The following is a 13,360-nucleotide window of genomic DNA, read 5'->3' on the forward strand; positions in this document are numbered from 1 at the left end:
TGTTTTTTGCCGCGGCTGACGCCAGAATATCCTTTGTCACCCTCCAAGGCAGGACAGTTAACATGAAAAACGTTGGTTTTATTGGCTGGCGCGGTATGGTCGGTTCGGTGCTCATGCAACGCATGAATGAAGAACGCGATTTTGACGCCATCCGTCCGGTATTCTTCTCAACTTCCCAGCCAGGCCAGGCCGCGCCGGTATTCGGCGGGCAGCAAGGGACGTTGCAGGATGCCTATTCCCTGGACGCCCTGAGCGCCCTGGATATTATCGTCACCTGCCAGGGCGGCGATTATACCAACGAAATCTACCCTAAGCTTAAGGAAATCGGCTGGCAGGGATACTGGATCGACGCGGCGTCCTCGCTGCGTATGCAGGATGACGCCATTATCATTCTCGACCCGGTAAACCAGGCGGTGATCCAGCAGGGCCTGAACGACGGCGTCAAGGCCTTTGTCGGCGGCAACTGCACCGTCAGTCTGATGTTGATGTCGCTTGGCGGCCTGTTCGCCCAGGATTTGGTGGACTGGGTGTCCGTCGCCACCTACCAGGCCGCTTCCGGCGGCGGGGCGCGCCATATGCGCAGCTGCTGGCGCAAATGGGCCAGTTGTATAATGAAGTGGCGAAAGAGTTGCAGGATCCGGCCTCGGCCATTCTGGATATCGAGCGTAAAGTGACGACGCTAACCCGCAGCGGCACCCTGCCTGTCGATAACTTCGGCGTGCCGCTGGCCGGCAGCCTGATCCCCTGGATCGACAAACAGCTGGACAACGGCCAGAGCCGTGAAGAGTGGAAGGGCCAGGCCGAAACCAATAAGATCCTCAATACCCGCCGGGTCATTCCGGTGGATGGCCTGTGCGTGCGCGTCGGCGCGCTGCGCTGCCACAGCCAGGCGTTTACCATTAAGCTTAAACGCGATGTCGGCCTGCCGGAAATCGAGCAAATCCTTGCCACCCATAATGACTGGGTGCATGTGGTGCCCAACGATCGCGAGCTGTCGATGCGGGAATTAACGCCGGCCGCCGTCACCGGCACCCTGAAAACGCCGGTCGGGCGGTTGCGTAAACTGAACATGGGGCCGGAATATCTGTCGGCGTTTACCGTGGGCGATCAATTGTTATGGGGTGCGGCGGAACCATTGCGGCGCATGCTGCGCTTACTGGCCTGACCTGATACGACCCTGCCGACAAAGCCCGTCCGTTTCGCGACGGATGGGCCGCGATTGCCTCCCCTATTTCCTTGCGCCGCTTGAGCGAAGTTAAAAATAAGTGAGCGACAAAATTTCACTTTTTTAACTTTTGTGCAAAGACACTATTTCATATTTCTCTGATTAATATAAGAATCTTTTTTTCTAACTCAAAGTATTTCAATAGCTTATTAGATAATTAAAATTTTCATCAGCTAAGGTTATTCTTTCTTTTAAACCTTTGTCTATGCTTATTATTGTGAGATCTATGATTGCGCATAAGATGTAATCAATACTACCCCGAATCTCTGCACCGTTTTATGCACCCGCGCCGGTCCCGCCGTCGCGGGCGCCCGTGCCTTAGGGAAACCATGGGGGTGGTGTAAGCATCGGATAATTTTTTGGAAATATTGTTTTATTTCATGGAGTAATGAAAGGAATAACACCATGTCAGGATTTCCCGACCATGAGGTCATTACAGCTTTGGTTTCCGGCCGGTATGCCGATCCGTTTTCATTATTAGGCATGCATCAGACCAGCGAAGGGCTGGTGGTGCGCGCGTTATTACCGGATGCCAGCGCGGTAACGCTTATTGATAAAAAAAATGGGCGCAAGATCACAGAATTAACCTGTGAAGACGACCGCGGTTTGTTTATGGCGCAATTAGGCCGGCGTAAAAAACCTTTTACCTATCAATTGGCCGTCACCTGGCATGAGCATACTTATATCATTGAGGACCCGTACCGTTTCGGACCGCTCTTGCAGGATATCGACAGCTGGCTACTGGCGGAAGGCACCCATTTACGTCCTTATGAACGTCTCGGCGCCCACCCGGACGAGCTGGACGGGGTGGCGGGCATGCGTTTTGCCGTCTGGGCGCCCAATGCCCAGCGGGTATCGGTGGTGGGCGAGTTTAATTATTGGGACGGCCGCCGGCATCCTATGCGCCAGCGGCGCGAAAACGGCATTTGGGAACTGTTCCTGCCCTCCGTCACCGTCGGCCAACTGTATAAATACGAAATCATCGACTGTCACGGACAAACGCGCCTGAAAGCCGACCCGTACGCCTTCGAGGCGCAAATGCGCCCGGAAACCGCGTCCCTGACCCGGGGATTGCCGCCGGTGGTGACGCCGGACGCGGCCAGGAGCGCGGCCAATACGTTCAACCAGCCGATTGCCATTTATGAAGTGCATTTGGGATCCTGGCGGCGCCACGCCGACAATAATTTCTGGCTCAGTTACCTGGAACTGGCGGAGCAACTGGTCGATTACGTCAAGTATATGGGGTTTACCCACATCGAACTGCTGCCGATTAACGAGCACCCTTTTGACGGCAGCTGGGGCTACCAGCCGCTCGGCATCTATGCGCCCACCCGCCGGTTCGGCACCCCCGAGGATTTCCGGGTACTGATTGACGCCGCCCACCGGGCGGGCATCAACGTGTTGCTCGATTGGGTGCCCGGCCATTTCCCCGGCGACGAGTTCGGCCTGGCGAAATTCGACGGCACGTCGCTGTATGAGTACGCCGACCCGCGCGAGGGGCTGCACCAGGACTGGAATACGCTGATCTACAACTACGGCCGCAACGAAGTACGCAACTTCCTGGCGGGCAATGCGCTATTTTGGCTGGAAAGATACGGTATCGACGGTTTACGCGTCGATGCGGTGGCCTCGATGATCTATCGCGACTACAGCCGTCCTGCGGGGCAATGGGTGCCTAACCATTATGGCGGCAACGAGAACCTCGAGGCGATAGCCTTCCTGCGCTATACCAACCATACCGTGGGCACCCAGCGCGACGGCGCCATTACCGTGGCCGAGGAATCCACCTCATTTTCCGGCGTGACCGCGCCGCCGGAAAACGGCGGCCTCGGTTTCCATTACAAATGGAATATGGGCTGGATGAACGACACGCTGAAATATATGCAGCTCGATCCGGTTCACCGCAAATACCATCATCACCAGATGACATTCAGCATGGTATACGCCTACAGCGAAAACTTCGTGCTGCCGCTGTCCCATGATGAAGTCGTGCACGGCAAACACTCCATCCTGAACCGCATGCCCGGCGATATGTGGCAAAAATTCGCCAATGTGCGCGCCTACTACGGCTTTATGTGGGGACACCCCGGTAAAAAACTGCTGTTTATGGGCAACGAGTTCGCGCAACTGCGTGAATGGAACCACGACATGAGTCTCGACTGGCACCTGCTGGACGACCCGGACGGCATGCACAGCGGCGTGCAGCGGCTGGTGCGCGACTTAAACCAGTGCTATCGCACCCATGCGCCGTTGTATGAAGTGGATTATCGCTATAACGGTTTTGAATGGCTGGTGGCGGACGACAGCGAAAACTCGGTATTCGCTTTTCTGCGCCGCGACGCCAGCGGCGGCGAAATGATCGTGGTCAGCAACTTTACCCCGGTGCCGCGCCCCGGCTATCGCATCGGCATCCCGTCCCCCGGACGTTGGCGCGAGGTGCTGAATACCGACTCCCATTATTATAACGGCAGCAATATGGGCAATAGCGGCGAGCTGTACAGCGAACCTGTTTCCAGTCATCACCGGGAGCATTCGCTGCTACTGACCGTACCACCGCTGGCGACGATTTTCCTGGTACGGGAGAATTAATGGAGACGCTGTCCGCAGGTTCAGCCAGCCCCATGGGAGCCCGATTTGACGGCAAAGGTGTCAACTTCAGCCTGTATTCGGCCCATGCCGAGCGCGTGCTGTTGTGCCTGTTCGACGACAAAGGCGATGAACGGCAAATCGCATTGACGGCGCGCAGCGGGAATATCTGGCACGGCTACCTGCCGGGCGCCGGCCCCGGCCAGCGTTATGGCTATCGGGTACAGGGCCCGTTTGAGCCGCGAAAGGGACTGCGCTTTAATCCGGCCAAGCTGTTGATCGATCCCTGCGCCCGCGCGCTTGACGGCGCGGTCGGCGACCATCCGTCGCTGTATGACCCGGGCGACACGCCGGACGGGGCCGACAGCGCCGCGGCGGCGCCGAAAAGCGTGGTGGTGGATGAGCGCTATGATTGGCGTGACGATACGCCGCCCGCGACGCCCTGGGGCGAGACGGTAATTTATGAAGCCCATGTGCGCGGACTGACCCGGCTGCATCCCGGGATCCCGCAGGGGCTGCGCGGCACTTATGCCGGCCTGGCCCATCCGCTGATGACGGGGTATTTGCGGCAACTGGGCATTACCGCAGTCGAGCTGCTGCCGGTGCAGCAGCACGTGGACGAACCGCGTTTGCAACGCCTGGGGCTGCGCAATTACTGGGGATACAACGTGCTGGCGCCCTATGCGGTCGAGCCGGGCTATGCCTGCGGCCATCAGGATCTGTCGGCGCTGGACGAGTTTCGCGCCATGGTGCGCGCCCTGCACCAGGCCGGTATCGAAGTCATCCTCGACGTGGTGTTCAACCACAGCGCCGAGCTGGATTTGACCGGTCCCGTGCTGTCGCTGCGCGGCATCGACAACCCCGGCTGGTATTGGCTGGACGAACGCGGGGATTATCAAAACTGGACCGGCTGCGGCAATACGCTGCGCCTCGATAATCCCGATGTTACCGCCTGGGTGCTGGACTGCCTGCGCTTCTGGCGCGAGACGTGCCATGTCGACGGCTTTCGTTTTGATTTAGGCACGGTGCTGGGGCGCACGCCGGAATTCAACGCCAGCGCGCGGCTATTCGCCGCGCTGCAGGAGCATCCGGCGCTTAACGGCTGCAAACTGATCGCCGAACCTTGGGATATCGGCCCCGGCGGTTATCAGGTCGGCGCTTTCCCGCCGCCGTTCGCGGAATGGAACGACCGTTTTCGCGACGATATGCGCCGCTTCTGGCTGCGCGGCGACCTGGCGCCGGGAGATTTTGCCCGCCGTTTTGCCGCGTCCAGCGACCTGTTCAACACGACCGGGCGCTTACCCTGCGCCACGGTCAATATGCTGACCGCCCATGATGGCTTTACCCTGCAGGACCTGGTCAGCTTCAGCGAAAAACACAACCAGGCCAACGGCGAGGATAACCGCGACGGCGCCTGGGATAACCATAGCGACAACCACGGCGTCGAGGGCCCCGACGCCGGACAGGATATCCGGGAGCGCCGCCGCCGCAGCCAGCAGGCGCTGCTGGCGACGCTGCTGCTGTCGCAGGGCACGCCGATGCTCCTGGCGGGGGACGAGTTCGGCCATAGCCAGCAGGGCAACAATAACGCCTATTGCCAGGATAATGAACTGACCTGGCTGGACTGGCCGCGCGCGGATGCCGGCCTGATAGGCTATACCGCCGACCTTATCAGCCTGCGCCGGCGTATTCCCGCCCTGATGCAGAACCGCTGGTGGCGTGAAAGCGACCCGCAAACGGTCGAATGGCTGAACGAGCATGGCGAGGCGCTGAGCGCCGGGGAGTGGGAGCGGGGAGAACATCGATTGCAGATCCGTCTGTCACGAGATTACCTGTTTGTGATCAATGCCACTACAAAAGCCTGCGAAATGACCTTACCTGAAGGGACATGGGCGCTGGCGGCACCGTTTCAGCGCCCAGGGCAATCGGATCCGGAGCGCCGCTTACCGCTGGCGGCCCGGACGGTTAATGTGCTGGTAAAACAATAATAAGGAGTCGGCGATGGTTAGGTATGAAGGTAGTGACCCGGTGATGCTGGCCAGACAATTGCCGATCCAAAGCGTCGCGCTGATCCTGGCGGGCGGACGCGGTTCGCGGTTAAAAGATTTGACGGCCAAGCGTGCCAAGCCCGCGGTTCATTTCGGCGGTAAGTTCCGTATTATTGATTTTGCGCTCTCCAACTGCCTGAACTCCGGTATCCGCCGGATAGGCGTGATAACCCAGTACCAGTCGCATACCCTGGTGCAGCATATCCAGCGCGGCTGGTCTTTCCTCAACGAGGAGATGAACGAATTTGTCGATCTGCTGCCGGCGCAGCAGCGTTTTGCCACCGAACACTGGTATCGCGGCACGGCGGACGCGGTATCGCAAAACCTGGATATCATCCGCCGCTACCGCGCCAAATACATCGTCATCCTGGCGGGTGATCATATCTATAAAATGGATTACTCCCGCCTGCTTATCGATCATGTGGAAAAAGGCGCCAAATGCACCGTGGCCTGCCTGCCTGTGCCCCGCCTGGAGGGCAGGGACTTCGGCGTTATGGCGGTCGATGATGAATACCGGGTGCTGGACTTTGTCGAAAAACCGCCGGAACCGCCGGCCATGCCCGGTTTCCCGGATCTGGCGCTGGCCAGCATGGGTATTTACGTCTTTGATGCCGATTATCTCTTTGCCCTGCTGGAAGAGGATATGCGCACCGAAGGCTCCAATCATGATTTCGGCAAGGACATTATCCCGAAAATCACCGCCCTGGGCGAAGCCTGGGCGCATCCGTTCACCCTGTCGTGCGTCTCTTCCACCGACGATGGCCAAACCCCGCCCTACTGGCGTGACGTGGGCACGCTGGACGCTTACTGGCGGGCGAATCTGGATCTGGCTTCGGTAACCCCGGAACTGGATATGTACGATCAAAACTGGCCGATACGCACGCATATGGAACCGCTGCCGCCGGCCAAATTTGTTCAGGATCGCGCCGGTAACCACGGCGTGACCCTGAACTCACTGGTTTCCGGCGGTTGCATCCTTTCCGGTGCGCATGTCACGCACTCGGTACTGTTTCCCCGCGTGCGCGTTAATTCGTTTTGCACGCTGGACGGCGCGGTAATTTTACCGGATGTGATCGTGGGACGCTCTTGCCGATTGCGGCGGTGCATTATCGATCGTGCCTGCGAAATACCGGAAGGCATGGTGATCGGTGAAAACGCCGCGGACGATGAACGACGATTCTATCGCTCTGAGGAAGGAATCGTGCTGGTAACACGTAAGATGCTGGCCAACGTCAATTAGGAAGATCTGTAGCCATCAGTCAAAAAATAATAGGCCTTAACAGGAGCGATAATGCAGGTTTTACATGTGTGTTCTGAACTGTTTCCCCTACTGAAAACCGGGGGACTGGCAGATGTGGTCGGGGCATTACCCGCGGCTCAGATTGTGGAAGGGGATGACGTGCGGGTTTTATTGCCGGCGTTTCCGGATTTGCGCAAAGGTATCCCGGATACCCGCGTGGTTAATGAATTCGACGCGTTTTCACGCCGCGTCAAACTGTTATATGGTCGTTTCAACGGCGTCGGCATCTATCTTATCGATGCCCCCGATCTTTACGATCGCCCCGGCAGCCCTTACCATGACCAGGATCAGTATGCCTATATGGATAACTATCTGCGGTTTGCGCTATTGGGCTGGGTCGGCGCCGAAATGGCCAGCGGACTGGACCGGGCCTGGCAGCCGGATATCATCCAGGCCCATGACTGGCACGCCGGCCTGACCTGTGCTTACCTGGCGGCCAAGGGACGACCGGCGAAATCGGTGTTTACGGTGCATAACCTGGCTTACCAGGGATTGTTCAACGCCCGACACCTGCCGGAGCTGGGCCTGCCGGATGAGTTTTTCCACACCTACGGCATGGAGTTTTTCGGCCAGATCTCCTATCTGAAGGCCGGGCTGTTCTATGCCGATCACGTCACCACCGTCAGCCCTACCTACGCCCGGGAAATCACCCAGCCGGCCTACGGCTACGGTATGGAAGGGCTATTGGCGTCGCTGCAGTCCCAGGGACGGCTGACCGGCATCCTCAACGGCGTGGACGATGCCATCTGGAATCCGACCCATGACGCCATGCTGTCCACGCGCTATAACCGTGATGTGCTGGAGGCGAAAGTCAACAATAAGCGCCATCTGCAGACCGCCATGGGCCTGACGGTGGACGAAAAGGTCCCGCTGTTTGCCGTGGTCAGCCGCCTGACCAGCCAAAAGGGGCTGGATCTGGTGCTGGAAGTCCTGCCGGACCTGCTGGAGCAGGGCGGCCAGCTGACGCTGCTCGGCGCCGGCGACGCCAACCTGCAGCAGGGGTTCCTGGCGGCGGCGGCGGAATATCCCAGCCAGGTGGGGGTACAGTTAGGGTATCACGAGGCGTTTTCCCACCGCATTATCGGCGGCGCGGACGTGATTATGGTGCCGAGCCGGTTCGAGCCCTGCGGCCTGACGCAGCTCTACGGCCTGAAATACGGTACCCTGCCGCTGGTACGGCGCACCGGCGGGCTGGCGGACACGGTGACCGACAGCTCGCTTGAGAACCTCTCCGACGGCATCGCCAGCGGTTTTGTTTTCGAAGATGCCACCGCCAGCGCGTTGCAACGGGCTATCCGCCGCGCTTTTGTGTTATGGTCAAGGCCTGCCCTGTGGCGTTATGTCCAGCGTCAGGCGATGGGTTTAGATTTCAGTTGGCATGTCGCCGCCCGGGCTTATCAGTCTCTTTATCAACGCTTGTAGATATTCACTGATTGGGAATGAATGCCATGAACTCTCCGTTTATTTATGCTTCACCCACCCTCAGCGTGGAAGCGCTGAAACATTCGATTGCCTATAAGCTGATGTTTACCATCGGTAAAGATCCTTCCGCCGCCAATAAGCATGAGTGGCTGAACGCCACGCTGCTGGCGGTACGGGATCGTATGGTGGAGCGGTGGTTGCGCTCCAATCGCGCCCAACTGTCGCAGGACGTGCGCCAGGTCTATTACCTGTCGATGGAGTTTCTGCTCGGCCGGACCTTGTCCAACGCGCTGCTGGCGATGGGGATTTACGACGATACCAAGGCCGCCCTGGAGGATATGGGGTTCGAGCTGGACGATCTGCTGGAGGAAGAGAACGACCCGGGGTTAGGCAACGGCGGGCTGGGGAGGCTGGCGGCCTGTTTCCTCGATTCCATGGCGACGCTGGCGCTGCCGGGACGGGGTTACGGCATTCGTTATGAATACGGTATGTTCAAGCAGAATATTATCAACGGGCAGCAGGCGGAATCGCCGGATTACTGGCTTGAATACGGCAATCCCTGGGAGTTTCCCCGTCATTCCACCCGCTATAAGGTCCGCTTCGGCGGCCGCGTGCAGCAGGAGGGGGCGAAAACCCGTTGGGTGGAGACCGAGGAAGTGCTGGCCTGCGCCTATGACCAGATTATTCCCGGTTTCGATACCGACGCCACCAACACCTTAAGGCTGTGGAGCGCCCAGGCCAGCAATGAAATCAACCTGGGCAAATTCAACCAGGGCGATTATTTCGCCGCCGTGGAAGATAAAAACTATTCTGAAAACGTTTCCCGGGTGCTCTATCCGGATGATTCCACCTATTCAGGCCGCGAATTGCGCCTGCGCCAGGAATACTTTTTAGTCTCCGCCACCATGCAGGATATTCTCACCCGTCACTGGATGATGCATCAGACCTTCGACAACCTGGCGGATAAAATCGCGGTGCATCTCAACGATACCCACCCGGTGCTGTCGATTCCCGAGCTGATGCGGCTTTTGATCGACGAGCATAAATTTACCTGGCAACAGGCATGGGACGTGGTGGGCAAGGTATTCTCCTATACCAACCATACCCTGATGAGCGAAGCGCTGGAAAGGTGGCCGGTGGACATGCTGGGCAAGATCCTGCCGCGCCAGCTGCAGATTATCTTTGAAATCAACGATCATTTTTTAACCGGCGTGCAGGAACAATTTCCCGGCGACAGCGCCCTGCTGTCACGCGTGTCGATCGTTGATGAACATGACGGGCGGATGATACGCATGGCCTGGCTGGCGGTGATTGCCAGCCATAAGGTCAACGGGGTATCGGAACTGCATTCCGACCTGATGGTGCAATCGCTGTTTGCCGATTTCGCGCGCATCTATCCCGACAAGTTTTGCAATAAAACCAACGGCGTCACGCCACGCCGCTGGCTGGCGCTGGCGAACCGGCCGCTGTCGGCGGTGCTGGACGACGCCATCGGCCAGATGTGGCGTACCGATTTAAGCCAGCTGGAGGAAATCAAATCCCATATCGATTTCCCGGCGTTTATCCAGGATGTGCAAAAGGCCAAGCTGGAAAATAAAAAGGCGCTGGCTCTCTATATGGCCAAAGAGCTTAATGTGGTGGCCGACCCGGCGGCGTTATTTGATGTGCAAATCAAGCGTATCCATGAATATAAGCGCCAGTTGATGAATGTGCTGCACATTATAACCCGCTATAACCGGATTAAACAGGATCCCGATGCCGACTGGGTGCCGCGGGTGAATATCTTTGCCGGCAAAGCGGCCTCGGCCTATCATATGGCCAAGCAGATTATCCATTTAATCAACGATGTGGCCACGGTGATTAATAGCGATCCGCAGGTGAAGAACCGCTTGAAGGTGGTATTTATTCCCAACTATAGCGTCAGCCTGGCGCAGCTGATTATCCCGGCGGCGGATTTATCGGAACAGATCTCCCTGGCGGGCACCGAAGCTTCCGGCACCAGTAATATGAAGTTCGCGCTTAACGGCGCGCTGACCATCGGCACCCTGGACGGCGCCAATATCGAGATGAGCAGCCGCATGGGCGAGGAAAACATCTTTATCTTCGGCAATACCGCCGAGCAGGTGGAAGCGCTGCGCCGCGACGGTTATAACCCGCGCCAGTTCTATGAGCAGGATGCGGAGCTTAACCAGGCCCTGACCCAGATCGCCACCGGCGTATTCAGTCCGGGCGAGGCCAATCGCTACCGCAATCTGTTCGATACACTGGTGAATTTCGGCGATTATTACCAGTTGCTGGCGGATTATCGCAGTTATGTCGATACCCAGGATCGGGTGGACCAGCTTTATCAGCAGCCGGAGGAGTGGACAAGGCGGGCGGTCATGAATATTGCCAGTATGGGCTATTTCTCGTCGGACCGGACCATCCAGGAATATGCCGATGAGATATGGCATGTGAAGCCGATCCGGCTGTAGCGGAGCAAGCGATACGCGGTCATCGTATTGACGTCTGCATGGACACGCGGAGCTGGCGTGTTCATGGCCTGGCGGTGCTGATCATTTTTCTATAAACAGCGATTCTGGGCGATCAAACAAGGCCGCGCCGTGACGTGGCCTTGTTGTTTAAAATGCGCTGGCCGAACCCCGCCATCCTTGCCTAAGAGGCCAGCGACAGCGTCCTCCCGCCGCGCGCATGATGGGCCAGCCATTCGCCCACATGCTGTTTTTCGCCGTCATCAAGCCACATGCCGAGTTTGGTGCGGCGCCAGATGGCGTCTTCAAGGGTAACCACCCATTCTTTTTCCACCAGGTAATGCAGCTCCGCCTCGTACAATTCGTGGCCGAAATGCTCGCCAAGGTCGGCGAACGTGGCCGCGCCTTTCAGGATCTGCTCGCTTTGGGTGCCGTAGGTGCGGCTGTAGCGGCGTGCCAGGCTTTCAGTCAGGAAGGCGTATTTGCGCCGCAGCTGGGCGGCATAATCGTCGCGGCTGCCGTTAAAATCGCCGCCCGGCAATACCGCCCCTTTGGTCCAGGCGCCGTAGGCGTCAGGATAATATTTATGCAGCTTTTCCAAAGCGTGTTCAGCCAGTTTGCGGTAGGTGGTCAGCTTGCCGCCGAACACCGATAGCAGCGGGGCCTTGCCGTGGTCGTCGGTGACCGCGAGGGTATAGTCGCGGGTCACCGCCTGCGGCGAGTCGGACTCGTCATCGCACAGAGGACGCACGCCGGAATAGGACCAGACGATGTCCGCGCGGCTGAGCGGCTTCTTGAAATGCGCGTTATAGACGTTAAGCAGGTAATCCGTCTCGCCGTCGTCGATATGCACCGCTTTCGGATCGCCGTGGTATTCCACGTCGGTGGTGCCGATGATGGAGAACTCGTCCAGCCAGGGAATGACAAACACGATGCGGTGGTCTTCATTTTGCAGGATATAGGCGTGCTGGCCGTTATGCACGCGCGGCACCACGATATGGCTGCCTTTGATTAAGCGTATACCATACTGGGAGGGCAGCTTCAGGCTGTCGTCGATAAATTCCTTTACCCATGGGCCGGTGGCGTTGGCCAGGCCCTTGGCCTGCCAGGTCAGGGTCTGGCCGGTAATCACATCCTGCGCTTCCACCGTCCACAGGCCGTTCTCGCGCCAGGCGCGGGTTACTTTGGTGCGGGTGCGCACTTCGCCGCCCTTGGCGACCACCTCCTGCGCGTTCAGTACCACCAGCCGGGCATCGTCCACCCAGCAGTCGGAGTATTCAAAACCGCGCACGATGGAAGGCTTGAGGATGGAATCCGCGCCGAAACGCAACCCTTTACTGGCCGGCAGGCTGGTGCGTTTGCCCAGATGATCGTACATAAACAGTCCGATGCGGATCATCCAGGCCGGCCGCAGATGCGGCCGGTGCGGCAGACGAAAGCGCATGGGGAAGGCGATATGCGGCGCCATCTTTAATAGCACCTCGCGTTCCGCCAGCGCTTCGCTGACCAGGCGGAACTCATAATGCTCGAGATAGCGCAGGCCGCCGTGAATCAGTTTTGAACTGGCGGAAGAGGTCGCGCAGGCCAGGTCATCCGCCTCAAGCAGCAGCACGGATAAGCCGCGCCCCGCTGCGTCTGCCGCGATGCCGGCGCCGTTAATGCCGCCGCCGATCACGATCAAGTCTTTGGTTTCCACGTTACCTTCCTCCAGGTGCTCGTTACAGTTCTTTTATTTTCGTTTTCGCTCATAATTGTAATCGAAAACCAACATCAGCGCCAAGGCCCATGCTGAAAAAAACGTCTATGCGTGACGCAGGTAACAGTTTATGTTTACACTATGTGGAAAAAACGTTAACAAGCGAGGCGACGCAGGCGATGGAACACTTCGAGGCAATAAGCGTGGAACAGGCGTATGAACGCTGGCGGCAGGGCGACGCGATTCTGGTGGATATCCGCGATCCGCAGAGTTTTGCCGTCGGCCATGCGCCGGGGGCGGTTCACCTTACCAACGAAACCCTGGGCGCGTTTATGCAGCAGACGGACTTTACCCGTCCGGTGATGGTGATGTGCTATCACGGCAACAGCAGCAAGGGCGCTGCGCAGTATCTTCTGCAACAGGGGTTTAACGCCGCCTATAGCATAGACGGTGGTTTTGATGCCTGGCAGAAAGCGTTTCCCTCCGACGTCGCCACCCCGACGGCAGGCTGACCCGCGCCAGGCGCCGGCGTTTCCCTGCGCGGGCGCCGCTTTTTTCAGCGGGCGATAATCACCGGTGCGTCGATTGTGACGCGCTCGCGATTATCCCTGC

Annotated in this window: 7 protein-coding genes and 1 pseudogene; 7 read left to right on the forward strand and 1 reads right to left on the reverse strand. The window is 58.3% G+C overall.

The features are described from left to right. Positions 1-62 precede the first annotated feature (62 nt). The 6 genes and pseudogenes from asd to glgP all read left to right on the forward strand — a co-directional run bounded on the left by asd (position 63) and on the right by glgP (position 11,055). A pseudogene (gene asd / locus ACL2XF_RS22665) lies at positions 63-1,165 on the forward strand (aspartate-semialdehyde dehydrogenase). A 465-nt stretch (positions 1,166-1,630) separates the two neighbouring features. Then, positions 1,631-3,814: a 1,4-alpha-glucan branching enzyme gene (gene glgB, locus ACL2XF_RS22670; protein WP_410013199.1), complete on the forward strand. Its 2,184-nt coding sequence runs from the start codon at positions 1,631-1,633 to the stop codon at positions 3,812-3,814. Continuing rightward, positions 3,814-5,799 (forward strand): glycogen debranching protein GlgX, encoded by a 1,986-nt coding sequence (gene glgX / locus ACL2XF_RS22675; protein ID WP_413727580.1) that lies wholly within the window; start codon positions 3,814-3,816, stop codon positions 5,797-5,799. Before glgB ends, glgX begins: the two co-directional genes overlap by 1 nt. A 13-nt stretch (positions 5,800-5,812) precedes the next feature. Beyond that, on the forward strand, positions 5,813-7,099 hold the full coding sequence (gene glgC, locus ACL2XF_RS22680; protein ID WP_413727581.1) for a glucose-1-phosphate adenylyltransferase: 1,287 nt from the start codon (positions 5,813-5,815) through the stop codon (positions 7,097-7,099). A gap of 51 nt (positions 7,100-7,150) precedes the next feature. Further along, entirely contained in the window at positions 7,151-8,581 is a 1,431-nt protein-coding gene (gene glgA / locus ACL2XF_RS22685; protein WP_410013202.1) for a glycogen synthase GlgA, read from the forward strand. A gap of 26 nt (positions 8,582-8,607) precedes the next feature. Further along, a complete protein-coding gene (gene glgP, locus ACL2XF_RS22690; RefSeq protein ID WP_410013203.1) occupies positions 8,608-11,055 on the forward strand; it encodes a glycogen phosphorylase in 2,448 nt (815 codons plus the stop codon). A gap of 181 nt (positions 11,056-11,236) precedes the next feature. Here the strand turns inward: glgP and glpD are convergent, their stop codons facing one another. After that, on the reverse strand, positions 11,237-12,748 hold the full coding sequence (glpD, locus tag ACL2XF_RS22695) for a glycerol-3-phosphate dehydrogenase (RefSeq protein WP_413727582.1): 1,512 nt from the start codon (positions 12,746-12,748) through the stop codon (positions 11,237-11,239). 179 nt (positions 12,749-12,927) lie between these two features. On the opposite strand from glpD, the gene glpE reads away from it, so the two are divergent. After that, a complete protein-coding gene (gene glpE, locus ACL2XF_RS22700) occupies positions 12,928-13,260 on the forward strand; it encodes a thiosulfate sulfurtransferase GlpE (RefSeq protein WP_410016707.1) in 333 nt (110 codons plus the stop codon). The last annotated feature ends 100 nt before the right edge of the window (positions 13,261-13,360 follow it).

Source organism: Sodalis sp. RH19, from assembly GCF_047324215.1.
Lineage (GTDB): Bacteria > Pseudomonadota > Gammaproteobacteria > Enterobacterales > Enterobacteriaceae > Acerihabitans.